Source organism: Phenylobacterium sp., assembly GCF_030698145.1.
Taxonomy (GTDB): domain Bacteria; phylum Pseudomonadota; class Alphaproteobacteria; order Caulobacterales; family Caulobacteraceae; genus Phenylobacterium.
This window is the reverse complement of sequence record NZ_JAUYNW010000059.1, coordinates 136488-161154: the sequence shown is the minus strand read 5'-3', so window position 1 is coordinate 161154 and position 24667 is coordinate 136488. Positions and strand designations below refer to the sequence as shown.

Genomic DNA, 24667 nt, shown 5'->3' with positions numbered 1-24667 from the left:
GGGCGAGGCTTCCTTCCGCGAGGCCTCGCCGGAACCCATCCATGACCAGCGCCGCCCCAGACCTGAGCCCGACCCGTTCCGCGACTGCGGAGGTCGTCGACACCATCAAGACCGTCGCCTACGCGCTGCTGATCGCCCTGGTGCTGCGAGTGATCCTGTTCTAGCCCTTCACGATCCCCACGGCCTCGATGGAGCCGGCCCTGCTGGTCGGCGACTACATCGTCGTCTCGAAGTTCGACTACGGCTGGAGCCGGCACTCGATCCCGTTCAGCCCTCCGCTCCCCTCCGGCCGCCTGGTTGGCAGGACGCCGGATCGCGGCGACGTGGTGGTCTTCCAACTGCCGCGGGACGAGAGCGTCGCCTACATCAAGCGGGTCATCGGCCTGCCCGGCGACCGGGTGCAGGTGATCGGCGGCACGGTCTTCGTCAACGGCCAGCCCATCAGGCGTGCGCCCTTCGGCGCCATCCAGGACCCGGGCAGCCCGGAGGTCACGGTGATGCGGGAGCACGAGACCAAGCCGAACGGCCAGACCTACACGACCTTCGACCGCTCGCCTGACCACGAGGGCGACGACACCCAGGTCTATGTGGTCCCGGCCGACCACTATTTCGTCATGGGCGACAATCGCGACAACTCGCTGGACAGTCGCTGGCCGCGCGAGGTCGGGGTCGGCTTCGTCCCCGCCGACAACCTGGTGGGCAAGGCGCGGTGCATCCTGTTGTCCTGGCGCGCGGGGGTGTCGATCTTCAAGCCGTGGACCTGGGTGACCCATTTCCAGCCGGATCGGAATTTCGTTCCGCTTCCGTAGGGCGCGGCGCCTATCGGCCGATGAGGCCGCCCGCGTCGCGGCTGCGTTGGTATTCGTCGAGGCTGAGCGCGCCGTCGCCGTTGAGGTCCATCCGCGTGAACTCGGCCTGGGCGTTCGGCCGGGCCAAGGAGGGCAGGGCCACGGCGCCGACGGCGGTGGCGATCAGGGCGCCGGCGACCAGATGGCGGCGCTTCCGGGCGCGGCGGGCGGCGGCCTTGGTCTTGTCGTCGAGATGGCCGTCGATGAAGCCGCGCAGGATGTCGCTCGCCGAGCGCCCGTCGTCCCGACACCGGGCCATGAAGGCCTCCTTGGTCGGATAGGGAATGCGGATCTCGAGAGACTCGCTTTTCTTCAGCTTCCTGGGTTCGACCATCGTTCAGCGCCAAGGGATGCGCGGCGCGACGCCGCGGAGAGGGTAGCCAAACCCAAATGACGCCGCGACGACAGCAAAATAGTGTCCGGACGCCGCGGGGCCGCCTCAAGCCGGCGCCCGCGCCCCCACCATCAGCATCGGGTTCATGTGCCGGCCGCGCCAGGTCATGCGCCAGCAGAGGTGCGGGCCGGTCGCGCGGCCCGTGGCCCCGACCGCGCCGATCAGTTCGCCCTGGCGCACGACCTGGCCGCGCAGGACGTTGATGCGCGACAGGTGCAGATAGGCGCTGACGAGGCCCTGGCCGTGGTCGATGGTGATCAGGCCGCCTTCGTAGAGCAGGTCGTTCTCGGCCAGGGTCACGATTCCGCCGGCCGGGGCGTAGACCGCCGTCCCGCGCGGGGCGGCCATGTCGAGGCCGTAGTGCGGCGGGCGCGGGACGCCGCCGAATATCCGCTGGCCGCCGAAGCGTCCGGAGATGCGGGTGTAAGCGACGGGCATGACGAAGCCCGCGGTGAAGTCCTCGCGCTCGGCCAGGCTGGCGAAGGCCGCCTGCTTGCGCCGTCTTTCCCACGCGATGCGCGCTTCCAGCTCCGGGCTGGCCTTTGCGGTGCTGCGTCCGCCCAGGCCGTGGATGTGCTGGACATCGTAGTCGCCGGCGACGATCTGAAGGGTCTGGACGCTTTCGCCGCCGGGGGCGACCGCCCGGACCACGGCGTTCGGGCCCGCGTCGCGGTCGAAGCCGACGACGAAGGCGCCGGTGGCCGAGGCCCGCGTCACCTCCTGGCCGTCGAGGAAGATCAGGGCGCCGGGCGCGGTGCGGCCGAGCGCGAAACCGCCCTGCTCGTAGCGGCCCGAGAGCTCCAGCCCGGGCGGGGCGCTGTAGGCCGGCCCGACCAGGGCGAAGGCGCCAAGCCCCGTCAGCGCCGCTCGGCGGTTCAGGGGTTCAGTTCCTTCCAGCGGGCCGTGGCCTCCACCGGACTGGCATAGGCCTCCTGTAGCGCGGGGCTCCAGTAGCGTAGGGCCTCCACCGGGATCTTCACCCTTGTAACGGCGCACAGGACGAAGCGGCCGGGCTTGAGGACGACGAATTCGCCGTCGCCATAGTGCAGGACGGCGAGGTCGGCCGGCTGGCCGGCAAGGTCACGATCGTGGGCGTTCATGAGCGGCATTCTAGCGCCTGGAGGCGGCCTAGAACAGATCGCCCTGCGCCGAGGGCGTGGCGGAGGTCCTGGCGGGCTTGGCCGCCTTCGGCGCGGGGGCGGCCAAGGTGGGGGTCCCGTCGATCGTCGCATCGCGGGCCTGGTCGGCGAACACCAGGCGCACGCCCTCGCCGCTGACCAGCGATGCGCCCTCGCGGACCAACGATCCGTCGGGGCGCTCGACGCGGGCGAAGCCGCGCTTCAGCGGGGCGTCGGGGTTCACCGAGGCGTAGAGCTTGGCGAGGCTGGTCAGCCGCTCTCCGGCCCGCTCCAGGCCGCGGTCCATGGCCGGGCGAAGGCGCAGGCTCAAGCGGGCCAGCCGGTCGGCGCGCACCTCCTGGGGGCGCAGCAGCAGGCCGGGCGACAGACGCGCGGAGACCTGCACGAGCTGGGTGTGATGGGCCGCGACGTTGCGCGACAGGCCCGCGCCCAGCCGGCTGGCGGCCAGGTTGAACCGCTGGGCGGCCATCTCCACCAGGTCGGGCACGCGGGCGAGCGCGCGGCCGGCGTTGTCGACCCGGCCGCGGCGGTCCTCCACAGCCCGGCCGCCGCCTCGGTGCAGGCGGGCCGAGAGGTCGGCGATGCCGGCGCGCAGCTCGGCCAGCACCGGCGTGGCCATTTCCGCGGCCGCCGTGGGCGTGGGCGCGCGGCGGTCGGAGACGAAGTCGATCAGCGTGGTGTCGGTCTCGTGCCCGACGGCCGAGATCAGCGGGATGGTGCCGGCGGCGACCGTGCGGGCCAGGGTCTCGTCGTTGAAGGCCCAGAGGTCCTCCACCGAGCCGCCGCCCCGGGCGACGATGATGATGTCCGGGCGCGGCACCGGGCCGCCGGGTTCGAGGGCGTTGAACCGGGCGATGGCGTTTCCGACCTGGGCCGCGGCGGCCTCGCCCTGGACCACCACCGGCCAGACGATCACCCGGCAGGGCCAGCGGTCGCGGATGCGGTGCAGGATGTCGCGGATCACCGCCCCGGTCGGGCTGGTGATCACGCCGACCACAGCGGGGAGCGCGGGGAGGGGCTGCTTGCGCCCCGGCTCGAACAGGCCCTCGGCCGCGAGCTTGGCCTTCAGCCGCTCGAGCTGGGCCAGCAAGGCGCCGACCCCGGCGGCCTCCATGGTCTCGATGACGATCTGGTAGCGGGAGCCGGCGGGATAGGTGGTGATCTTGCCGGTGACGATCACCTCCAGGCCCTGTTCGGGTCGGACGGAGAGGTTGCGGACCGAACCCTTCCAGACCACGCCGTCGATGGCCGCGCGCTCGTCCTTGAGCGTCAGATAGACGTGGCCGTTGGAGTGGTGGGTGACCTTGCTGAGCTCGGCGCGCAGGCGCACGAAGCCGTAGGCGTCCTCCAGGGTGCGCTTGAGCGCGAAAGCCAGCTCCGAGACGGAATAGGCCTGGGCGTTGGAGTCGGTGGCGACGTCGGTCATCGGAGGGGAAGGTAGCGGGGTCGGGCGCAAACCCAACCCCCTAGCTTGGCGGAGGCCTCAAAATAGGCGGGGCGCGTTCGACGACGATACGCATCGCCCTTCAGTGTGAACGCGCCCGCGACCCACCCCCCCGGAACGGAACTCTCAAGCGTGACAGCCGAAAGTGGATGCCGGTTTCGGCGGCCGTCACGCGTACTTTAGATGCCTAGATGTAGCGGCGCAGCGAGCGGGCCAGTTCGTTGGCGCCCGAGCGCTTCTTGGTCTGGGCCGGCTGATAGGCCACCCGCGCATGCTCCATGCAGTAGGGGCCGTCATCCTGACGGCGGCCGCAGAAGGTGAAGCCGTCGCTGGACGGATCGCCGATCGGCCACTTGCACATGTGGGCGCCCAGGGTCAGCACCGTGGCGGTGCCGGGAGCTTCCTCGACATAGCGGACGGGCGAGGGGACCGGCATGTTGTTCTGCGCGGTCGCCGGCTCGGCGAGGCGGCGCGGCGCGGCGGGCTGGACCGCCGGACGGGCGGGACGCGGCGCCTTGAACACCGGACGGGCGGGCTTGGACGGCGTGGCGCGACCCGAGAGCCCCAGGCGGTGGACCTTGCCGATGACGGCGTTGCGGGTCACCCCGCCAAGCTGTTTCGCGATCTGACTGGCCGAAAGGCCGTCCTGCCAGAGCTTCTTAAGATTCTCGACGCGTTCGTCGGTCCAACCCATGTCTGGCCTCCACCGTTTGGCAACGTCCCGGCGCCGCCCCCGCGGTGGTCTCCGGGATCAACATCTTGTGGCAGCACGCTTTCGCGGGCTCCATCAACTACTAGATATCGTAACTAAATCCCTAGCGGCCACAATAGGCGCCATGCGCTTAGTCCACAGGAACAAGATGTAGCGTCGTCACGCCGCACCCTTGCGAACCGCGCCAAGGGAGCGCACATCCGCGGGCATGAAGGATATTGCCGACGCTCCCGCGATCATTCCGCCGCTGCCGCGCGACTATCACGGCTTCAACTGGGCAGGGTTCTCGACCCTCTACCTGCGCGAGATCCGCCGGTTCTGGAAGGTGGGGATGCAGACCCTGGCCGCCCCGGTGGTCACGGCGCTGCTCTATATGATGGTCTTCGTGGTGGCCGTGCGCGGCGCGGCCCCGCCGATCCACGGCACGCCCTTCGCGACCTTCGTGGCGCCCGGCCTGATCATGATGCAGATCCTCAACAACGCCTTCGCCAACTCGTCCTCGTCCCTGCTGCAGGCCAAGTTCAATGGCCTGATCGGCGACTTCATGACCCCGCCGCTGACGCCGCTGGAACAGGTCGGCGCCTTCGCCCTGGGCGCGGCGACCCGCGGCGTGGTGGTGGGCGCGGTCACCTGGCTGGCGGTGCTGCCGTTCGCGCACCTGCCGATCGTCCACCTGTGGGCGATCCTCTATTACGGGATCGGCGCGGCGCTGATCCTGGGCTTCCTGGGCATCATGGCGGGCCTGTGGGCCGAGAAGTTCGACCACATGGCGGTGGTGACCAACTTCGTGATCATGCCGCTCACCTTCCTGTCGGGGACCTTCTATCTGGTCGACAAGCTGCCCGAACCGTTCCGCACGGCCAGCCACTTCAACCCGTTCTTCTATCTGATCGACGGCTTCCGCTACGGCTTCATCGGCCACGCCGAGGGCTCGCTGATCGCGGGCATGGGCATGACCGCGGGCCTGGTCATGGCGTTCGCCTTCACCTGCCTGTGGATGTTCGAGACCGGCTACAAGCTGAAGACTTGAGGCCCTAGGCCGGCTGGGAGGCCCAGGCCAGGGCCGCCTCGGCCTCGGCGGCGTCGAACGCGCGCGCCTCGATCACCGGGAAGATCGTCGCCGCGATCTTGGTCATGCCGCGCATCCACGCATTGTCGGAGACCAGTGCGGCGCGATGATAGCGCTCAAGCTGGCCGAGCTTGGTGAGGGCATAGTGCAGGTCATGCGCCAGGGCCTCCAAGGTCAGGCCCGTGAAGGCGGTCATGTCGGCATAGACGCCGATCTTGGCGTGGCGCCGCAGCTTGTCCTCGAGAGCCGCGATCACCCGGTCGTAATCCTCGGCCGTGAGCGTGCCCGAATACCGGTAAGCCAGGACGTGATCCGGCGCGGCGACGATCTCGATCATCTCCAGAGCTCCTGCGATGCGTAGGATCCGCAGTCTGAGGCCGGCGCGCGACCGAACATTGACATTCCTCAGTTCGAAGCCGAAAACGCCAGGCCTTCCGGTCCCCGTCGCTCAAGCGGCGGGGATGCTTCCGTTTTGGAGGGTTATCCCGTGTCCGAAAAGACCGCGCCTCAAGCCGCGACCGTTCCCAACGACCACATCATGGGCGTCTACAACCGCGCCCCGCTGGCGTTCGAACGAGGCGTGGGCGCGCGCCTCTACACCACGGACGGGGAAGAATACCTCGACTGCATGGCCGGCATCGCGACCACGGGTCTGGGTCATGCCCATCCCAAGCTGGTTCAGGCCGTGAAGGATCAGGCCGAGAAGCTCTGGCACGTCTCCAACGTGTTCACGATCCCGGGCCAGGAGAAGCTCGCCAAGCTGCTGACCGAGGCCACCGGCCTGGACGTGGCCTTCTTCACCAACTCGGGCGCCGAGGCCATCGAGTGCGCGATCAAGACCGCGCGCAAGTATCACTGGTCCAAGGGCCACCCCGAGCGCATCGACATCATCGGCTTCGACGGCAGCTTCCACGGCCGCACCCTGGCGGCGGTGAACGCCTCGGGCAACGCCGGCTATCTCGAGGGCTTCGGGCCGCGGATGCCGGGCTTCGTCCAGCTGCCCTTCGACGACTTCGACGCCCTGAAGGAGGCCGTCGGCCCGACCACGGCGGCGATCATCATCGAGCCCGTCCAGGGCGAGGGCGGCGCGCGCTCGCTGTCGGAACAGAGCCTGCAGGCCCTGCGCCGGCTCTGCGACGAGACCGGGACTCTGCTGATCCTCGACGAGATCCAGTGCGGCCTGGGCCGCACCGGCAAGCTCTTCGCCCACGAGTGGGCCGAGAACGCCCGACCCGACATCATGGCGGTGGCCAAGGCGCTCGGCGGCGGCTTCCCGGTCGGCGCCTGCCTGGCCACGGCCGAGGCCGCCAGCGGCATGAGCGTCGGCTCGCACGGCTCGACCTACGGCGGCAACCCGCTGGCCATGGCCGTGGCCCTGGCCTCGATGGAAGAGCTGAACTCGCCGGAGCTGCTGGCCAACGTCAATGAGGTGGCCGGCTACTTCAACCAGCAGTTCACCGGCCTGAAGGACCGCTATCCGGACGTCATCGTCGACATCCGCGGCAAGGGCCTGCTGATCGGTCTGAAGCTGGCCACGCCCAACCGCGAGTTCATGCAGCACGCCCGCGACGAGCACCTGCTGATCGCCGGCGGCGGCGACAACTGCGTGCGCCTGCTGCCGCCGCTGAACCTGACCCTCGACGAGGCCCGCGAGGCGGTCGAGCGTCTGGAACGCGCCTGCGACGCCGCCCGCGCCAAGGCCAAGGCCGCGGCCTGAGACCCACGCATCCCGCCCCGGCGGGGCTCACCGAAACGCCGTCCGTTCCCCCGACCTCCGGGGCGCGGGCGGTTTGGGAGGGATCTGATGACCCAACCCGTTAGACACTTCGTCGACCTTTGGCGGCTTTCCGGCGCCGACCTGCGCCTCATCCTCGACGACGCCCTGGCCCGCAAGGCCGCCCGCCAAGGCTGGACCCAGGGCCGCGTCGACCCCGATGCACCAGCGTCCGAGCGGACCCTGGCGATGATCTTCCAGAAGAACTCGACCCGCACACGCTTCTCGTTCGACGCCGCGATGCGCCAACTGGGCGGCGACGTGATCATCTCGACGGCGAGCGACATGCAGCTCGGCCGCGGCGAGAGCATCGAGGACACCGCCAAGGTGCTTTCGCGGATGGTCGACGCCATCATGATCCGCGCCAACAGCCACGAGGACGTGGAGCGGCTTGCCTATGCCGCGACCATTCCGGTGATCAACGGCCTGTCGGACAAGGGCCATCCCTGCCAGATCATCGCCGACCTGATGACCTTCGAGGAGCATCGCGGGCCGGTGAAGGGCAAGACGTTCGCCTGGATCGGCGATGGCAACAATGTCTGCGCCAGCTTCATCCACGCCGCGCCCAAGCTGGGCTACCGCCTGAACATCGCCAGTCCGGCCATCTATCACCCGGACCTGATGGACCTGGCCCGCGCCGAGAGCGAGCAGGGCCAGGTCATGGCCACCGACGACCCGCGCGCCGCGGTCGAGGGCGCCGACTGCGTGATCACCGACACCTGGGTCTCCATGGGCGACACTGACCATGACGAACGCCTCGAGGCGCTGGAGCCCTACCAGGTCGACGAGGCGCTGATGTCGCTGGCCGCGCCCGAGGGGGTGTTCCTGCACTGCCTGCCGGCCCACCGCGGCGAGGAGGTGACGGACGCTGTCATCGACGGCCCGCGCAGCCTGATCTGGGACGAGGCGGAAAACCGCATCCACGCCCAGAAGGCGATCCTGGCCTGGTGCTTCGGGAAGATCGGGTAGGCCGGCGCGACAAGGGTCACGCTCGCAACTTGGCCCCTGTCGCCCTATATCCCCGCACCATGCCGAACATGCCGCTCCCCATCGCCCCAGACGACCTCGTCGCGCCGTTCCAGATCGAGGGCGAGACCGTGCGCGGCCGCTTGGTTCGGCTGGGCGCGGCGGTCGATACGATCCTCAAGGCTCACGCCTATCCGGAGGCGGTCGCCAATCTGCTGGGCGAGGCCTGCGCCCTGGCAGGCCTGGTGGGCTCCAGCCTGAAGTTCGAGGGCCGGTTGATCATCCAGGCCCAGGGCGACGGGCCCGTGCGCTACGTGGTGGCCGACTACGACACCACCGGCGCCCTGCGCGGCTATTGCCGGTTCGATCCCGATGCGATCGCCGAGGCGACCAAGGGCTTCGTGCGCCCGGGCGCCAAGACCCTGCTGGGCGGCGGGGTGTTCATCATGACCGTCGACCAGGGCGCGGACATGGACCGCTACCAGGGTGTCACCTCGATCGAAGGCGAGACCCTGGCGCTCTGCGCCGAGCAGTATTTCGCCCAGTCCGAGCAGACCCCGACGCGGGTGCGCCTGGCGGTGGGCCAGGCCGACACGGGCGAGGGCCCGACCTGGCGGGCCGGCGGCATGCTGATCCAGAACATCGCCGAGGACGAGGCGCGCGGCTCCCACGCCGAGGCCTGGCGGCGCACCCAGGCCTTCTTCGAGACCATCGGCGAGGACGAGCTGCTGGACCCCACCATCTCGGCCGAGACCCTGCTGTTCCGGCTGTTCCACGAGGACGGGGTGCGGGTGTTCGAAGCCCAGCCCCTGCAGGCCTTCTGCCGGTGCTCCCAGACCCGGATCGAGGGCGTGCTGCGCTCGTTCGGGGCCGATGAGCGCGCCGACATGGTGGAGGACGACGGCAAGATCCGGGTGACCTGCGAATATTGCTCCACCGTCTATGTGGTCGAGCCTGAGGCTATCGTCGCGGCCTAGGAGCGGAGCTTAGAGGGGTGGGTATTGGATCAGGCCCGCCACGGCCGCAGGCGCGGGATCCAGCGCGGCACGTTGCGGACATACGGTCCGTACTGTTCCGGGAAGCTGCGCCTTAAGGTCGGTTCCTCGTACGTCAGAATGAAGGCGTGGAAGGTGGCCCACATGACCGCGCCATAGGCCAGGGTCCAGGGGCTGGCGAAGACCAGGGCCTGGCCGAGGATCAGGGCCGTCACCGCCACATACATCGGGTTGCGCACGTGCCTGTAGAGGCCGGTGACCACCAGAACCTCCGGCGGCGCGATGGGAGCCGGGGTGCCGCGGCCCTGCCAGGCGAAGCGCACGAAACAGGCGATCAGTCCCGCCAGGCCAGCCAGGCAGACGAGGGCGCCCGCCAGCAATGGCAGGGGTCCTTCCAAAAGCGGCGAGGGGGGCGACCATCGCCGCACCAGCCAGGGCAGCAGCCCCGCGATCGTGCCAGGCGCGAGGATCAGGAAGGCTGCGGATCCGAAGAGTGACTCAGTGCGGGACATGGGCCGACCTCGCGCGATGCGTGGATCATGCCATGATAAGCTTCATGAGTGAAGCTTACAGATCGGCGTCCAATATGGCCTTCAACGACAGGGCGAACGCCTCGACCTGGGCCTCGCCGCCCAGGGCCTCGGTGAGGGCGGCGTTGAGTTCGTCCAGCGGCGCGCGGAAGCCGGCCAGGGCCGCCTCGCCTGCCGGGGTCAGGTTCAGCGCCCAGGCGCGGCGGTCGACGTCGCTGGGGGTGCGGACCAGCAGGCCGGCCTCGGCGAGGCGCGCGGCCATGGCGGTGATCGCCGACTCCTGCTGCTTGAGCTGCTCGGCCACCACCCGCTGGGTGGCGCCGGGCGAGCGAGAGAGTACGTGCAGGACGGCGGCCTGGGCGGCGGTGACCCCGGCCTTGGCCAGGGAGTTGCGGTCGGCGTGGGTCTTCACCCGGTGGGCCGTCAGTTGCAGCAGATGAAAGACGCGGTGGTCGCTGGCGGCGCTCATGGTCCGACCCTAGCTTGCGTTGACAAGGCGGCTCAATGCTCCGATATGCTTCACTAGTGAAGCAATGAAAGGAGCCGCGCCATGGGCGCTGTCGACGTCTGGGCCCAGAGGCCCACGCTACGGTGCGCCAACGAACCCTGGCTCGCGACCCAGCTGCGCTGGACCGGCAAGACCGGCGAACCGATGGCCACCACCACGGCCCAGACCCTGGCGGCCATGGACGCGGGCGGCGTCGAGATCGCCCTGCTGTCGGCCTGGCATGGGCCCAAGGGCGACCTGATCTCCAACGCCGAGGTCGCCGCCATGATCGACCAGGCGCCCGACCGCTTCCGCGGCCTGGTCAGCGTCGACCTCAACGATCCCATGGGCGCGGTCCGCGCCATCCGCGAGCACACGGCCGGCGGCAAGTTCGTGGGGGTGCGCGTGGTCCCCTGGCTTTGGGACCTGCCGCCCAACGACCGCCGCTACTATCCGGTCTATGTGGCCTGCGTGGAGGCGGGCGTGCCGTTCTGCACCCAGATCGGCCACACCGGCCCGCTCTGCCGCTCCGAGCCCGGCCGGCCGATCCCCTATCTGGACGAGGTGCTGCTGGACTTCCCCGAGCTCAAGGTGATCGGCGGCCATGTGGGCTATCCCTGGATCGAGGAGGTCTTGTCCCTGGCCCGCAAGTATCCGAACTTCCACGTCGACACCTCGGCCTACAGCGTCCACCGCCTGCCCGCCGCCCTGGTGGAGTTCATGCGCGGCCAGGGGCGCACCCGGGTGATGTTCGGCACCAACTGGCCGATGCTTTCGCCGAAGCGCTGCCTGGAACGCCTCGACGAACTCGGCCTCGACGACCAGGCGCGGGAACTGTTCCTCGGGGGCAATGCGCGCCGGGTGTTCAGCCTGCCAGCCTAGCAGAACGAGAAGGTTGCGGATGGGCCCGCGACCGATCATTCCTGGCGCATGAGCAAGCTCGACGAGAACAGCCGGTTGTCGGACCAGTTCGCGTTCTCCTCCTACGATTCTCTGGAGGGCGTGCCGGTCCTGGCGCCCGGCGAGGCCTCCGGCCCGGTCGGGACGCGGCTTCTGGTGGCCGTTCGACGGCTGTCGCCGGGCCTCTCCATCGCCGTGCTGGTGGCGCTGTCGGCCTCGTGGCTGGCCGACCACTACGGCGCGCCCGTCATGCTGTTCGCCCTGCTGCTGGGCATGGCGGTCAACTTCGTTGGCCAGGACGTCCGCTGCCGGCCGGGCATCGACTTCGCCTCGCGCCAGATCTTGCGCATCGGGGTCGCCCTGCTGGGTGCGCGGATCACCCTCGACCAGGTGCAGGCCTTGGGCGGTCAGACCCTGCTGATCGCCGCGGGCGGGGTGGTCGTGACCATCCTGGCTGGCTGGGGCTTGGCGAGGGTCCTGAGACTGAAGGCCGATTTCGGTGTGCTGACCGGGGGCTCGGTGGCGATCTGCGGCGCCTCGGCGGCGCTCGCCCTCTCCTCGGTGCTGCCGCCCTCGCCGACGCGGGAACGCGACACCCTGTTGACCGTGGTGGGGGTGACCACGCTCTCGACCGTCGCCATGGTGGTCTATCCGCTGATCGCCGGGGCCGTGGGCCTGAGCGACAGCCAGGCCGGCGTCTTCCTGGGCGCCACCATCCATGACGTGGCCCAGGTGGTGGGCGCCGGCTACGGCGTCTCCAAGGTCGCCGGCGACACGGCCACCATCGTCAAGCTGTTCCGGGTCGCCCTGCTGCTGCCGACCATCCTGATCGTCGCCTTCATCTTCCACAACCGCGGGGCCGCTACCCCGGGCGTCAAGCGGCCGCCCCTGGTCCCGATGTTCCTGGTGGGGTTTGCGGCCCTGGTGGCGGTGAACTCCACCGGCCTGACGCCGCCGGCCCTGATGGAGGCCGCGGGCTCGACCTCGCGCTGGTTCCTGATCACCGCCATCGCCGCGGTCGGCGCCAAGACCTCGCTCGGCGAACTGGCCCATGTGGGCTGGAAGCCGGTGCTGCTGATCGTGCTGGAGACCGTGGTGGTGCTGGCCTGGGTGCTGGCCCTGCTGGCGCTTGGCTGACGGGCGCCTCACCAGCGGGCGCCACACACCTCTGAAACCCTTTTCCGACAAAGTGTCATTGCGCTGCAGCAAAACTCGGCTACACGCGTTTTGCAGTTGCACAGTCGCGTAGCCCGGGCACGGGTCAGAATGAGGCAGTTCCGATGATCATGACGTCCATGCGAGTTTTCCCCAGCCTGTTCGTGGGGCGTCGTGAAGTGGTCATGGCGACCGAAACCCCGCATGTCTTCGGCGAGGGCGAGCCCGGAACCGCCTTCGTCTGCGGCGCCTGCGAGGAAGTGGTCCTGACCAGCCGCGAACGGTCCGACATCGCCGACGTGGTCGTGAAGTGCCGTTGCGGCGAGTACAACCAGCTCTAGATCAGGTCGCGACGATCCAGCCGGACGTCAGGGACGACATCTGTACGCCGACCAGGATCATCTGCGAGCCGCCGCCCATGTCGATCACCACGTCGGACTCCGACTGGCTGACCGTATAGGTCGAGCCCTCGCTCACCAGCACGCTGTCGCCCTGGGCGCGGTTGAAGTCCATGATCCGGTCGATGCCGGCGTCGCGCCAGGTGTGGAAGGTGTCGGCGCCCGCGCCGCCCCAGATGCTGTCGGAGCCGCGGTCGCCGGAGAGCCAGTCGTCGCCGATCCCGCCTTCCATGATGTCGTTATCCTGGCCGCCGCGGATCAGGTCGGCGCCGTCGCCGCCGTAGCAGGTGTCGTCGGCCATATTGCCGTAGATGACGTCCGAGCCGGCCTCGCCGTAGAGCAGGTCGACATCCTTGCCGCCGACCACCCAGTCGTCGCCGTCGCCGCCGTAACCGGTGTCGGTCCCCATGTTGCCGTGGATGTCGTCGAAGGCCGCGCCGCCGATCAGCAGGTCGGCGCCTTCCTCGCCACGCAGGAAGTCGAGACCGCCGCCGCCCTGCAGAGTGTCGTCGCCGGCCCCGGCCCAGACGTCGTCGTCGTTCGCGCCGCCGTCGATCAGGTTCGAGGCCGCATTGCCGGTGACGGTGTCGGCGCCGCCGCCGCCGATGGCGTTCTCGATGGTCACGCCGGCCGCCACGGCCACATTGCCGGTCAGCCCGCCGACATTGGAGAAGTTGCCGGCCCGCAGGTCGATGGTCTGGGCGCTGGAATAGCCGGAGAAGTCGAAGGTGTCGGTCCCGCCGGCGTCCCAGACCGCGAAGATCATTCGCGAGGCGCTGGAGAAGGCTTCGAACCAGGGCCGTCCGGCGTTGGACTGGAAGCCGTAGACGGTGTCGCCCGTTCGGGTCGACATGTTGGCCCCGTACTCCTGCTGGATGGCGGAGATGTCGTCCAGCAGCGGGGCGGCGGAGTAGCGGCCGCCATAGCTGGCGCCGGTGTTGGCCTCGCTGAAGTAGCTCATCACCGTGAACTGGCGGGAGTCTTCGTAATAGATCGCATCGTCGGCGTAGCTGGGCGAGTCCTCGGAATCGTAGTCCGCGGGATGGGCCAGGCCGATGGCGTGGCCGATCTCATGGGCCAGGACCATGCCGCCATAGTTGCCGACGGTGGGCGTGGCGTTGCTGCCCCGGGTAATGTTCACCCAGACGTCGCCGGCGCGCGAGCTGGCGCTGGTGGAGCCTGGGTAATAGGCGAAGGCGCTGGCCGAATCCTGGCCGGCGGAATAGTTGGCGAACAGGATTGTGGCGCTGTCCGAATAGGCGGCCTCCCCGTCGGTCCCGAAGCCCGAGCGGACGAAGGTGATGTTGCCGGCGTCCGACCAGCCGGCCAAGGCCAGCTCCGCCTGGCTGATCTGGGCGACGTTAAAGCGTTCGAACCCGGTGGTGTCGTCGGGCATCGTTATGGGGGCGTTCGATCGGAAGGCGTAGGTGACCGTGACGCTCGCGCCTAGCACTCCGCCCCAGCCCGCGTCGCCGCGGATCAGCTGGTTTCCCGCCTCGGCGATCGTATAGCTTTCCTTGGCGCCGATCGTGGAGCCGCGCTCGTCGGCGCTCGTGAAGCCCTGGGACTGGCCGCCGTCGGTGAGGGACTCAGACAACATTGACGCCTACCTTGGCCCCCCGGCCAACGGAATCCATACGGCGATCGCGTTCGCCGAACAATGCAAAATCTGGCCTTGCGGCGATTTCGCGCACAGTCATCTTGTTGGGATTACAAGACAATTTCATCAGGCGACCGCGACGCCCCACTCATTCCATCCGGCGATCCTGGGCGTCTTGGGTAGATAAAAGGTTTCCACCGATCGAATGGTGAAACCCGCGCCCGCGATGGCGGCCGTCACCGGCCGCGTCAGGTGGCATCCGCCGGCCAGGCGCTTCCAGATCGGCTCCACCCTGCGCTGCCACTTGGCGACATCGGGGTCGGGGGCCAGGCCATGCTCGCAGAACAGGAAGCGGCCCCCGGGCTTCAGCACCCGGCGCGCCTCGGCCAGGGCCTTCTGAGGCGTGTGGACCGAGCAGAGGGTGAAGGTGCAGACGACGCAGTCGAAGCTGGCGTCCGCGAAGGGCAGCGCTTCGGCGGTTCCATCGGTTACGGTGACGGCCAGGCGCGGATCGCGCGGGGCGGCCTGCGCAAGGGAGCGTAGTTCCGCCGCCGGGTCGACGCCTGCGACGCTCTCCACCTTGTCGGCGTCGTAGAGGGCGAGGTTGAGGCCCATGCCGATCCCCAGCTCCAGCACCCGGCCCGAGGCCAGCGGCACGATCTTGGCCCGCTGCCTCATGATCGGCGACGAGGCGCAGGCGCAGGCCAGCAGCTTGGGAAGGATGCGGCGTTCGTAGAAGGATGACATCGGCCGGCGGGTCCCCGAGAGGCGGCGACGATGACTCAAGCCGTAGTCCGCGCCTAGCGCTAAGCGGCGACGGCCGCGCCTCCGCCGAGGTTTTCCTGCAGGGCGCGTAGCAGGTTCTCGGGCTTCATGGGCTTTTCGACCACGCCGTTCATCCCGGCCTTGAGATAGCCTGCGGCGTCTTCCGGATCGGCGTTGGCGGTCAGGGCGATGATCGGCACCCGGCCCGCGGCGCCGGAGAAGCCGCGGATCTCGCGGGTGGCGGAGACCCCGTCCATGCGCGGCATCTTGATGTCCATCAGGATCAGGTCGAAGCGGCCGGTGCGCGCGGCCTCCACGGCCTCCATGCCGTCGACGGCGGATTCCGAGGTGCAGTCGAACATCTCGCAGAGGGTCTCGGCGACCATGCGGTTGGTGGCGTTGTCGTCGACCACCAGGATGTGGGCGGCGCGGTCCGGCTGGATCAGGGTCTCGGACGCCACGACCTCGTCGGGCGCGCGATCGGCGACGATGTGGAAAGTGAGGGTTTCCCCGGCCCCGACATTGGATTCGACGCGGACGTCGCCCTGCATGGCCTGGACGATCTGGCGTCCCAGAGCCACGCCCAGCGCGGTCTCCAGCCCGAACAGGGCCTCGATCTCCTGGATGTCCAGCGCGCGGCCGCCCATTGGACGGTCGGAGCCGCCGCGGACGCTGCCCTCCAGCCGGACCTGGTCGCCTTGCGCGACGGCGCGCAGGGTGGCTTCCACCGCCCCGCGGCGCACACCGGCCAGGGCCTGTGCGATGAAGGCGTCGAACACCTGGCCCACCCGTTCGGCGTCGATCAGCACGACCGTGTCGGGATCGCCGTCATATGAGAACAGCAGCGTCACGCCGCCGGCCTGGGCCCGATCCTGCCAGCGACCATGGATCTCGTCGGCCAGGTCGGCCAGGCGCTGCGGTTCCAGGGTGAAGGTCAGGCCGTCGGTGGCCGCGGTCTTGAGGTCGGTCGAGGAAGCGAGGATCTGGCGCACGGTCCGCGCGGCCTCGGCCACGCCGGCCACGCAGGCCTGGGCGTCGGCGCCCATCGGCTGGCGCGAAAGTCTCTCGGCAAGCGCCAGCACGCCCTCCATCTGTTGATGGATTTCGCTGGTCACGCGCTCGAAAAAGAACTCAGGCAAGGACATAGAAGTCGGGCGTCCTGGGGGTAACTTGTGCTCAGGATGGACGTAAGCGCTTGCGGAGACGTTAAATTCCACCTGCCGCTTCAGCGGCGCATCGACACACGGATAGCGACGAAAAGGGCGGCGGGATTGCTCCCGCCGCCCTTCGCGTCGTGCCGGAACAGGCTCGCTTAGAAGCGGTACTGCAACTCCAGGCCGTAGGTCCGGGGCTGGATCAGGCCGCGCGAGATCGCGGTGCGGGTCTGACGCAGGGTTCCGGCCGCGGCGCTGCCCGGGTTGGGCAGGTCGAAGATCGCGTTCGGATTGGTCGAGCTCGTGGAGTTGAAGCCCTCCTCGTCGAAGGCGTTCTTGACGAAGCCGATCAAGGTGTAGCGGTCTTCGGCGTCGTTCCAGAGCACGCGGAAATCCGAGACGCCGTAGGACGGCACCACCAGGTCGCGGCTCTTGAAGGGCTGGTAGATGGTCTCGTCGGTCCAGGTGTAGGTGGCCGAGAGGATCAGCGAGCCGGGGGCGAAGTCGAAGGTGTAGTTGCCGTTGAACGCGAACTTGTTCTCCGGCGACTGGTAGAGGTTCGAGCCTTCCAGGGTCTGGAACACCAGGCGGGTTCCGTTGCTGAGGGCCGATCCGCCGCTCGGCGTGGCCGCCGGGTCCAGGGCGCCCGGATCCGCCGGGTCGTAGAAGCAGCAGCCGCGGGTGATCTCGGTGTTGAGATAGCCGTAGCTAGCCGAGAGCTGCAGGGGCTGGATCGGTTGCCAAATGGCTTCCAGTTCCAGGCCGTAGGCGTCGGCGTCGACATTGACGAAGTTGTTGGCCGCCGCCGTGCCCGCCGCGTTGAGCTGCGACAGATTGAGTTGCAGGTCTTTGTAATCGTTGAAGAAGGCCGAGGCGTTCAGGATCAGGCGACCGCCGAAGGTCTTCTTCATGCCCAGCTCGTAGGCGTTGACCGACTCTTCCTTGGCCGCGGGCTGGGCCGAGAGCGTGCCCAGCAGGAAGCCGCCCGACTTATAGCCGCGGCTGTACTTGGCGTAGACCAGGGTGTCGTCGTCCGGGGTCCAGTCCAGGTTCACCACGCCGGTGACCGCGTCCCAGCTTCCCGAGAGGTTGCGGAAATTCTGCACGCCTGGGGTCAGCGGGTCGGTGTCGGTGGAGACGTCAAAGGACGCCGCGCCCGAGGCGATGCCCGGCGACAGGATGATCAGGCGCTGGCTCTCGAAGCCGTCCTTCTCGTCCTTGGTGTAGCGCAGGCCGCCGGTGATGGCCCACTGCTCGTTGAACTCATAGGTGGCTTGGCCGAACACGGCGAAGGCCTTGGAGCTCAGGCTCGCCTGGGTGTCGACGTAGTTGCGCAGCGGGTTGGGCGCCGCCAGCGTGCCTAGCAGGGTGAGCGGCTGGGAGAGCTGGGCCTGGTTCGGGTTCCGGAGCTGGATGCGTTGCTTGTACTCTTCCTCATAGAGGTAGACGCCCATGATCCAGTTCAGCGGGCCGTCCGAGTTCGAGGTGAGGTTCACCTCGTGGCTGTAGTAGCGCTTGTTTTCGTCGAAGTCGGTGGTCAGCGTCGGGAAGTAGGGGACCGCCATGCCCGGGATCGCGATCGCCGCGGTGCGGCTGGTGGCGTCGTTGTCGCCGCCGGTCTGGTAGTTGTACTGCTGGAAGCCGCCGATGTACTTCAGGTCCGCCCAGCCCAGGTCATAGGTGACGTTGGTGAGCAGGACGTGGTTGCCGCGCAGCTGGCCGTAGCCGTCGGTGTTGGTGTTCTGGGTGTATGGGTCGGTGACGCCCGGATTGGCCGTCGTGTAACCGTACTGGGCGTTCGGCATCAGCTGGCCGATGGGGCCGAACGGGTTGGTGGTGTCATACGGGGTGATCAGGTTGGCCAGGCGGTCGCCCACGCCGTTGGAGTCATCCCAGTTCGAGCGGTTGTAGCGCACATAGACGTCGAGGTTCTCGCCGAGCTCGGCTTCCACCTGGGCCTCGAAATACGTGCGCTTGATCATCGCGCCGTCGTTGCCGGAGCCGATGTTCTTGATGAAGCCCTCGCGCTGCCAGTCCTGGCTGCCGCCGATCTTGAAGCGCAGATTGTCGGCCACCGGGATGGAGACGACGCCCTCGATGCGGGTGCGCTCGTAGTTGCCCACCGCGGCGCGGATTTCGCCGCCGAACTCCTGCGACGGACGCTTGGAGATCTGGTTGATGGCGCCGCCGATGGCGTTACGGCCGTACAGCGTGCCCTGGGGTCCGCGCAGGATCTCGGTGCGCTCGATGAACAGCGGGGTCTTGAACAGCTCCGAGGACGAGGCCGAGTAGAAGCCGTCGGTGTAGGAGGCCACGCCCGGGTCGTTGCCGACATAGAAGGTGTTGCGCCCGGCGCCGCGCAGCGAGACGCGGTCGGTGCCGGAATAGTTCATGCCGGGGGTGAAGTTCACGAAGTCCTGGATGCCGGTGATGCCGGCGACGTCGCGCTGTTCGGAGGTGAAGGCCGAGACGGCGACAGGCACGTCCTGCAGGGCCTGTTCCCGCTTTTCGGCGGTGATCACCAGTTCCTCGATCTCGAAGCCGTCGTCGGCCGCGGCGGCGTCCTGGGCGAAGGCGGGGACCGCGACGGCCGACAGCGTCATGACCGACGCGCTCATGGCGAGCAGGGTCCGCAGGCGCGGAGCTTTATAAGACATCAGTATCCTCCCAGGGCGGCGAGGACGGGGGATCGTCCAGGTAGCCGCCCGCGTGATGCGCATGAATTGAGTGTCCGGCGCGGGGAGGCGCCGGGCGGCGGAACCTCTGTCCCGCGGCCCGCGGCGTCAATGTAAAGGCCGATCACCTAGGGCGTTTCGGCAGACCTTTCGGAAAGCTGTGGCCGAAATACCGCGTTTTCGAACTGGGTGTACAAAAACGACCTGCGTTCTTTGACGAATTCGTGAATCAAAAGGAAACAGAGGCCTTGAAAAGCCGGCCGCCGCGCACATTTTTCATACCGCTTTTAGGAATCGGCGTTCTGCGAGTCGGGTCACGCGGGGCCTGCGCGCAAAGAAAAGGCCGCCGCCCCGAGGGGGCGGCGGCCTGGCCGGACGGCTTCCGCCGTCCGGCGATCAGAAGCGCTTCTGCAGCGAGACGCCGTAGGTCCGCGGCTCGGTGTAGAAGGCGTTGCGGAACAGGCCCGAGGAGTCGTCGGTCAGATAGAAGTCGGTGATCGCCTCCTCGTCGGTGGCGTTCTTGACGAAGGCGCCGAGTTCCCAGCCGTTCCCGGGATTGGAGACGGTGAGCGTCAGGTTGACGTTCTGCCAGTCGTCGATCCGGTCCGGCGCGCTGTTGTAGATCCGGGCGAAGGTCTCGGTCTGCTTGTAGTAGTCGCCGCGCACGGTGACGTTCCAGCCGTTGCCGAACTCCCAGTCGTATTGGGCGCCCAGCGAGACGGTCCAGTGCGGGGCGTTGGGCAGTTCCTTGCCCTCGAGGTTGACCGCCACGCCGTCGGAGGCCGGCCCGTAACCGCCGCTGCAGAGCGAGCTCGGCAGTCCGGGGATTCCCAGGTCGAGCACCAGGCTGAGCGGGGTTCCGATCGCGTTCGAAAGCCCGAGCGCCGCCTGGGCGGACGCCAGCGACACGACGCAGTTGGAGGCGGCGCCCGACTTCACCACGATCAGCGCCGGGTTTCCCTGGGTCCGGTTGAAGGTGTCGACCGACGTGCCGGACTGGATCTCGGTGTCGAGCCAGCCGATCGCCGCGTTGAGGCGCAGGCCTTCCAGCGGTTGCCAGACCGACTCGAACTCCAGACCGCGGTTCTTGGCGTCGATGTTCTCGTTGGTCGAGGCGCGGTTGACGATCTTGGAGACCTGGTAGCCTTCGTAGTCATAGTTGAAGAACGTCAGGTTGAGGGTCATCGTGCCGTCGAGCAGGGTGTTCTTGGCCCCGAACTCGATCGACTTGATGAACTCGGGCTCGAAGGTCGGCGGACCGCAGATCACGCCGGCGCCGCCGCTGCAGGGGGAGTTGAGACCGCCCGCCTTATAGCCGCGCGCGAAGAAGCCGTAGATCAGGGTCTCGTCGGTGAAGCCGAGGTCCGGTTTCCAGTCGAAGCCGATGCGCCCGGTGGTTTCCTTGAACTCGACCTTCAGGATGGCCGGCGTGCCCGGAAGCGGCGCTCCGATGCCCGTGCCCGGCGTGCCCAGGGTGACCTGGTGGTTCTCGACCTCCTTGTCGTCCTTGGTGTAGCGCAGACCGGCGGTCAGTTTGAAATTGTCGGTCATCTGGTAGTAGACTTCGCCGAAGAAGGCGTGTGAACGCAGGTCATAGGGACCGTAGGCGTCGTAATAGTTGTGGCCGCTGCGGTTCGGTTCCTTGCCGGGATCCACGGACACGCAAGGCGACGGGCCGTTACAGTTCGCGTTACCTGTGTTGAGCAGGTTGTTGATCTGATAGAAGCCGGTCCCGGTGTTGAACATCACATAGTAGTCGCCGGTGGCCTGGTAGCGCACCATGATCCCGCCGACGTTGAAGTTGAACGGGCCGTCATAGTCCGATTGCAGTCGCACCTCGTGGCTCCACTGCTCGGTATAGGCCGAGGAGATGTCGCTGGTGGTGAAGCGGTTGAACGCGCCGTTCTGCGGGTCGTTGACCACGCCTCCAGGGAAGAGGGCGCCGTAGATGCCGCCATAGCCGCCGGGCACGGCCGCCAGGGCCGCGGCGAAGGCGTTCACCGGGTTGGGCGTGGTGTTGAAACTCGTGCTCGGGACATAGCGGTTGTAGTCCTGGCGCGTGTAGAGGTCGAACTTGGTGAAGGCCGCCAGCCAGGTGAGCTTCAGTTCCTCGGTCACGTCCCAGTCGACGTTGAACATGTAGATGTCGGTCTTCGACTGGTAGATCGGATCGAAGGTGGACTCGATGTCGCGCACGTCGCTGGTCTGCATCTTGCCGGCATAGGCGTCGCCGGTCTGGAAGCCGCCCAGCACGCCGAACAGACCGCCTAGGGTGGACTGCGAATTGACCGTGCCCAGCACGCCTGGCGAATAGAGCGACGTGGCCTGGCAGCCCTGGCTGAAGAAGCCGCGCTGGATCTGCGCCACGACCGGATTGGCCGAGTAGCCGACGCCGCCGACATTGGCCGGGCCCAGGTCCTTGGTGCAGAACTGCTTGCCGATCCGCGAGCGGTTATCCTCCTCGTCGAAGTGGTCAAGCATGAGATAGGCGCGGAAATTGTCGGTCGGCGTGAAGGCCAGCGTCGCGCGGCCGCCCCACAGGTCGCGATCGTCGGCGTCGTTGCCGGTGACCAGGTTCTTCCCGAAACCGTCGCGCTTCAGGTAGGACCCGGCCAGGCGCAGGGCGAAGGTGTCGCCCAGCGGCACGTTGATCATGCCGCGCACCTTGCGGGTGGCGTAGTTGCCGATCTCGCCGCGGATCAGCGCCTGGAAGTCGTCGGTCGGCTTGGCGGTGATCAGGTTGACCACGCCGCCGGTGGCGTTGCGTCCGTAGAGAGTGCCCTGCGGGCCGCGCAGCACCTCGACACGTTCCACGTCGTAGAACTCGGTCTCGAACAGGTTGTTGGAGATCAGCGGGGCGTTGTTCAGGTGGATGCCGGTGCCGGCGTCGCCCGAGCCGGCCACCAGCTTGGAGCCGATGCCGCGGATCTGGAAGTTGTAGCCGGTGAAGTTCCCCTTGGAGAAGTTCACGTTCGGCACGGCCAGCACCAGGTTGGGGCCGCCGTCGATCTTGGCCTTTTCAAGCGCGTCCTGATTGAAGGCCGACACGGCGATCGGAACGTCCTGGAGGGCTTCCTCGCGCTTCTGGGCGGTGACGACCAGTTCTTCGATGACGTTCTGCGACCAGGCCGGCGATGCGACCGCGCCGATCGCCATGGCCGAGACGCCGACGATCAGCAGTCTCCGCAAGTGCAGAGTGTTGGACATTGAAGATTCCTCCCATGACGCCCAGAGCTCTCTACAAGCCGGCCCGGTCCGTCAGCATCGCCGCTCGAGATATCGACTGGGGGCAGGCGGCCCATCCCCCAATGCCCAAAGCTCCGGGGTTGCCCCGGAGTCGTCAACATGACGCTGATAAGTGATCACTGATAAGGTAGAAACTTTCAGTCCGCTGTGGCGCAAATACCAAGCCCCTGAAGACTTTGACGCAACGTAAGCTTTGCGCAAACCTGGACCTCAAACACTGATTTCGCGCCTGCGAATAGCGATTTCGCGATCGCGAAAACTGCCAGGGCGAACGACGTTCGACGGGGTGGTATGGCGCGGGTCGGGCGCCGCGCCGCGCCGGGCTTCCGGTTTGGCGTCCGCGCGCGCATATGGAGATCGATGAGCCGACCTCCTTTACCGTCCCACGACCCGGGCCGCGCCCTCGTGCTGTTCTCCGGCGGACAGGATTCCAGCGTCTGCCTGGCCTGGGCGCTGGCGCGCCACGCCCAAGTGGAGACCGTGGGATTCGACTACGGCCAACGCCATGCCGTGGAAATGGAACAACGTCAGGTCGTTAGGCGCGAGATCGCGGCGCGGTTCCCGCAATGGGCGGACCGTCTGGGCGACGACCACATCCTCGACCTGACGGGTTTCGGCGCGGTCGGCGAATCCGCGATGACGGAGGACCGGGCCTTCGAGATCAACGAGAAGGGTCTGCCCAATACCTTCGTGCCCGGCCGCAACCTGGTGTTCCTGACCTATGCGGCGGCGCTGGCCGATCGGCGCAAATTGAAATTTCTAGTAGGCGGAATGTGCGAGACCGACTTCTCGGGCTATCCGGACTGCCGGCGCGACACCCTGGACGCCCTTGAGACGGCGCTGAATCTGGGCATGGCGCAGGACTTCGTCGTCGAGACCCCGCTGATGACCCTGACCAAGGCCGAAACCTGGAGTCTGGCCAAGGCCCTGGGCGGAGAGGCCCTGGTCGACCTGATTCTGGAGGACAGCCACACCTGCTACCGCGGGACCCGCGGCGAGCGCCATGCCTGGGGTCACGGCTGCGGCGATTGCCCGGCCTGCGAGCTGCGCGCCAGGGGGTGGAGCCAGTGGGTCGCCGCCGGCCGCCCGGAGCTGGCGATGTGAGCTACGCGGTCAAGGAGATCTTCCTGACCCTGCAGGGGGAGGGCGGCCAGGCGGGCCAGGCGGCGGTGTTCTGCCGCTTCGCCGGCTGCAACCTGTGGACCGGCCGCGAGCAGGATCGGGCCCAGGCCGTCTGCACCTTCTGCGACACCGACTTCGTGGGCATGGACGGCCCGGGCGGCGGGCGCTTCACCGACGCCTCGTCCCTGGCCGACGCCGTCGAGGCTGCCTGGACCGGCGGCCCGGACAACCGCCTGGTGGTCTGCACGGGCGGCGAGCCGCTGCTGCAGCTCGACGCCGCCGCGCTCGAGGCCTTGCACGGGCGCGGCTTCCGGATCGCAGTGGAGACCAACGGCACCCTGGCGGCGCCCCCGGGCATCGACTGGGTCTGCGTCAGCCCCAAGGCCCAGGCCAAGGTGATCCAGAGCCGGGGACAGGAACTGAAGCTGGTCTACCCCCAGCCAGGCGTCGATCCGGCGTCCTTCGAGCACCTGGAATTCGAGCGTTTCCTGCTGCAGCCGATGGACAACGATGACCGCGTCCAGAACACGCAGGCGGCGATCGCCTATTGCCTCGCCCACCCTCGCTGGCGTTTAAGCGTGCAAGCACACAAATACCTCGGCATCCCCTAGACGGGACGCCTCAGAAAACTCCCCGATGAGCCAACCAGTCTTCGAGATCACCAAGGCCGCGACCTTCGACGCGGCGCATTTCTTCGCCGAGGGGCCGCAACACCGGCCCTATGCGAACATGCACGGCCATTCCTTCAGGGTGGAGGCGACCGTGCGAGGTCCCGCCCAGGAGCCCGTGGGCTGGGTCGCCGACCTCGCCGACCTGGACGCGGAGCTGAAGGCGGTGGCCGGCGGGCTCGACCATGGCCTGCTGAACGAGAAGCCGGGGTTGGAGCGCCCGACCCTCGAGCACCTCTGCCTCTATTTCGCCGAGCGGCTGAAGCCGCGCTTTCCAGGTTTGTCGAAGATCGTGGTCTCGCGCCCGACCATCGGCGAGAGCTGCGCGATGGCGGTGGCTTAGTCGTCCCGGCCGCGCTCTCGCTTCCGCTCTCTCTTGCGTTCCTTGTCGTCGTCGTCCTCGTCGTCACCGCCGGGGATGATCGCGCCGGCGGCCATGCCGACGCCCTTGGCGGTGACGCCGACCGCGGCGCTGGTTACCCCGACCGCCGTGCCGACCACGGCCCCGGCGGCCATGGCTAGGCAACCCGAGAGCGGGACGCAGAGGGCGGCTAGGGCGGCGAGGCGCAGGATCAGACGGGCTGGGGACATGGCGCCTGCCTAACCGGCAATCATCGCCAAAACGT

24 protein-coding genes and 1 pseudogene are annotated in these 24667 nt (G+C 68.0%); 11 read left to right on the top strand and 14 right to left on the bottom strand.

The genetic code is table 11. From position 1 onward, the window contains the following. Window positions 1-41: 41 nt before the first annotated feature. Window positions 42-809: pseudogene (lepB, locus tag Q8Q77_RS08525) on the top strand (signal peptidase I). Window positions 810-819: 10 nt separating this feature from the next. On the opposite strand, the gene Q8Q77_RS08520 reads toward lepB, so the two are convergent. The 5 genes from Q8Q77_RS08520 to Q8Q77_RS08500 form a co-directional block, all read right to left on the bottom strand. After that, window positions 820-1182 (bottom strand): hypothetical protein, encoded by a 363-nt coding sequence (locus tag Q8Q77_RS08520; RefSeq protein WP_305583095.1) that lies wholly within the window; start codon window positions 1180-1182, stop codon window positions 820-822. 105 nt (window positions 1183-1287) lie between these two features. Continuing rightward, the gene (locus Q8Q77_RS08515; RefSeq protein ID WP_371130432.1) at window positions 1288-2046 is read right to left on the bottom strand and encodes a M23 family metallopeptidase; all 759 of its coding nucleotides are present in this window, start codon (window positions 2044-2046) and stop codon (window positions 1288-1290) included. A 71-nt stretch (window positions 2047-2117) separates the two neighbouring features. Then, entirely contained in the window at window positions 2118-2342 is a 225-nt protein-coding gene (locus Q8Q77_RS08510) for a DUF2093 domain-containing protein (RefSeq protein ID WP_305583093.1), read from the bottom strand. Between the two features lie 28 nt (window positions 2343-2370). Continuing rightward, window positions 2371-3807, bottom strand: coding sequence for an exodeoxyribonuclease VII large subunit (xseA, locus tag Q8Q77_RS08505; RefSeq protein WP_305583091.1), 1437 nt, complete (start codon window positions 3805-3807; stop codon window positions 2371-2373). Between the two features lie 205 nt (window positions 3808-4012). Next, window positions 4013-4519 (bottom strand): GcrA family cell cycle regulator, encoded by a 507-nt coding sequence (locus tag Q8Q77_RS08500; protein WP_305583089.1) that lies wholly within the window; start codon window positions 4517-4519, stop codon window positions 4013-4015. Between the two features lie 226 nt (window positions 4520-4745). Here Q8Q77_RS08500 and Q8Q77_RS08495 point away from each other — a divergent pair, with 226 nt between their 5' ends. Further along, window positions 4746-5567 (top strand): ABC transporter permease, encoded by an 822-nt coding sequence (locus tag Q8Q77_RS08495; RefSeq protein ID WP_305583087.1) that lies wholly within the window; start codon window positions 4746-4748, stop codon window positions 5565-5567. A 4-nt stretch (window positions 5568-5571) separates the two neighbouring features. Here the strand turns inward: Q8Q77_RS08495 and Q8Q77_RS08490 are convergent, their stop codons facing one another. Beyond that, entirely contained in the window at window positions 5572-5943 is a 372-nt protein-coding gene (locus tag Q8Q77_RS08490) for an STAS/SEC14 domain-containing protein (protein WP_305583085.1), read from the bottom strand. A gap of 201 nt (window positions 5944-6144) precedes the next feature. Here Q8Q77_RS08490 and Q8Q77_RS08485 point away from each other — a divergent pair, with 201 nt between their 5' ends. From Q8Q77_RS08485 to Q8Q77_RS08475, 3 genes are all read left to right on the top strand, one after another. Next, the gene (locus tag Q8Q77_RS08485; RefSeq protein WP_305583119.1) at window positions 6145-7323 is read left to right on the top strand and encodes an aspartate aminotransferase family protein; all 1179 of its coding nucleotides are present in this window, start codon (window positions 6145-6147) and stop codon (window positions 7321-7323) included. 87 nt (window positions 7324-7410) lie between these two features. Next, window positions 7411-8349, top strand: a complete 939-nt coding sequence (argF, locus tag Q8Q77_RS08480) for an ornithine carbamoyltransferase (RefSeq protein WP_305583083.1) — start codon at window positions 7411-7413, stop codon at window positions 8347-8349. A 59-nt stretch (window positions 8350-8408) separates the two neighbouring features. Further along, window positions 8409-9323, top strand: coding sequence for an Hsp33 family molecular chaperone (locus Q8Q77_RS08475; protein WP_305583081.1), 915 nt, complete (start codon window positions 8409-8411; stop codon window positions 9321-9323). Window positions 9324-9352: 29 nt separating this feature from the next. On the opposite strand, the gene Q8Q77_RS08470 is transcribed toward Q8Q77_RS08475, so the two are convergent. Continuing rightward, the gene (locus Q8Q77_RS08470) at window positions 9353-9853 is read right to left on the bottom strand and encodes an isoprenylcysteine carboxylmethyltransferase family protein (protein ID WP_305583080.1); all 501 of its coding nucleotides are present in this window, start codon (window positions 9851-9853) and stop codon (window positions 9353-9355) included. Window positions 9854-9908: 55 nt separating this feature from the next. Beyond that, complete coding sequence (locus Q8Q77_RS08465; protein ID WP_305583078.1) at window positions 9909-10340, bottom strand: MarR family winged helix-turn-helix transcriptional regulator; 432 nt, start codon at window positions 10338-10340, stop codon at window positions 9909-9911. An 81-nt stretch (window positions 10341-10421) separates the two neighbouring features. On the opposite strand from Q8Q77_RS08465, the gene Q8Q77_RS08460 reads away from it, so the two are divergent. From Q8Q77_RS08460 to Q8Q77_RS08450, 3 genes are all read left to right on the top strand, one after another. Continuing rightward, the gene (locus Q8Q77_RS08460) at window positions 10422-11240 is read left to right on the top strand and encodes an amidohydrolase family protein (protein WP_305583076.1); all 819 of its coding nucleotides are present in this window, start codon (window positions 10422-10424) and stop codon (window positions 11238-11240) included. 48 nt (window positions 11241-11288) lie between these two features. After that, complete coding sequence (locus Q8Q77_RS08455; RefSeq protein WP_305583074.1) at window positions 11289-12395, top strand: YeiH family protein; 1107 nt, start codon at window positions 11289-11291, stop codon at window positions 12393-12395. Between the two features lie 143 nt (window positions 12396-12538). Further along, entirely contained in the window at window positions 12539-12754 is a 216-nt protein-coding gene (locus tag Q8Q77_RS08450) for a hypothetical protein (protein ID WP_305583072.1), read from the top strand. 1 nt (window position 12755) lies between these two features. Here the strand turns inward: Q8Q77_RS08450 and Q8Q77_RS08445 are convergent, their stop codons facing one another. The 5 genes from Q8Q77_RS08445 to Q8Q77_RS08425 all read right to left on the bottom strand — a co-directional run bounded on the left by Q8Q77_RS08445 (window position 12756) and on the right by Q8Q77_RS08425 (window position 22212). Next, entirely contained in the window at window positions 12756-14411 is a 1656-nt protein-coding gene (locus tag Q8Q77_RS08445) for a M10 family metallopeptidase C-terminal domain-containing protein (protein ID WP_305583070.1), read from the bottom strand. A gap of 126 nt (window positions 14412-14537) precedes the next feature. Further along, the gene (locus Q8Q77_RS08440; protein ID WP_305583068.1) at window positions 14538-15158 is read right to left on the bottom strand and encodes a class I SAM-dependent methyltransferase; all 621 of its coding nucleotides are present in this window, start codon (window positions 15156-15158) and stop codon (window positions 14538-14540) included. A 59-nt stretch (window positions 15159-15217) separates the two neighbouring features. Then, window positions 15218-16291, bottom strand: coding sequence for a response regulator (locus tag Q8Q77_RS08435; RefSeq protein WP_305583066.1), 1074 nt, complete (start codon window positions 16289-16291; stop codon window positions 15218-15220). A gap of 197 nt (window positions 16292-16488) precedes the next feature. Beyond that, window positions 16489-18987, bottom strand: coding sequence for a TonB-dependent receptor (locus Q8Q77_RS08430; RefSeq protein ID WP_305583064.1), 2499 nt, complete (start codon window positions 18985-18987; stop codon window positions 16489-16491). Window positions 18988-19401: 414 nt separating this feature from the next. Then, entirely contained in the window at window positions 19402-22212 is a 2811-nt protein-coding gene (locus Q8Q77_RS08425) for a TonB-dependent receptor (protein ID WP_305583062.1), read from the bottom strand. A gap of 399 nt (window positions 22213-22611) precedes the next feature. On the opposite strand from Q8Q77_RS08425, the gene queC reads away from it, so the two are divergent. From queC to Q8Q77_RS08410, 3 genes are read left to right on the top strand one after another with little or no spacing between them, the layout of a single operon-like run. Beyond that, on the top strand, window positions 22612-23355 hold the full coding sequence (gene queC, locus Q8Q77_RS08420) for a 7-cyano-7-deazaguanine synthase QueC (RefSeq protein WP_305583060.1): 744 nt from the start codon (window positions 22612-22614) through the stop codon (window positions 23353-23355). Continuing rightward, window positions 23352-23984 (top strand): 7-carboxy-7-deazaguanine synthase, encoded by a 633-nt coding sequence (gene queE / locus Q8Q77_RS08415; RefSeq protein WP_305583058.1) that lies wholly within the window; start codon window positions 23352-23354, stop codon window positions 23982-23984. The genes queC and queE overlap by 4 nt, the downstream gene beginning before the upstream one ends. Before the next feature lie 25 nt (window positions 23985-24009). Further along, on the top strand, window positions 24010-24384 hold the full coding sequence (locus tag Q8Q77_RS08410) for a 6-carboxytetrahydropterin synthase (protein ID WP_305583056.1): 375 nt from the start codon (window positions 24010-24012) through the stop codon (window positions 24382-24384). On the opposite strand, the gene Q8Q77_RS08405 is transcribed toward Q8Q77_RS08410, so the two are convergent. Further along, window positions 24381-24632 (bottom strand): NF038104 family lipoprotein, encoded by a 252-nt coding sequence (locus Q8Q77_RS08405; RefSeq protein ID WP_305583054.1) that lies wholly within the window; start codon window positions 24630-24632, stop codon window positions 24381-24383. The two genes, Q8Q77_RS08410 and Q8Q77_RS08405, sit on opposite strands and share 4 nt — an antisense overlap. Between the last annotated feature and the right edge of the window lie 35 nt (window positions 24633-24667).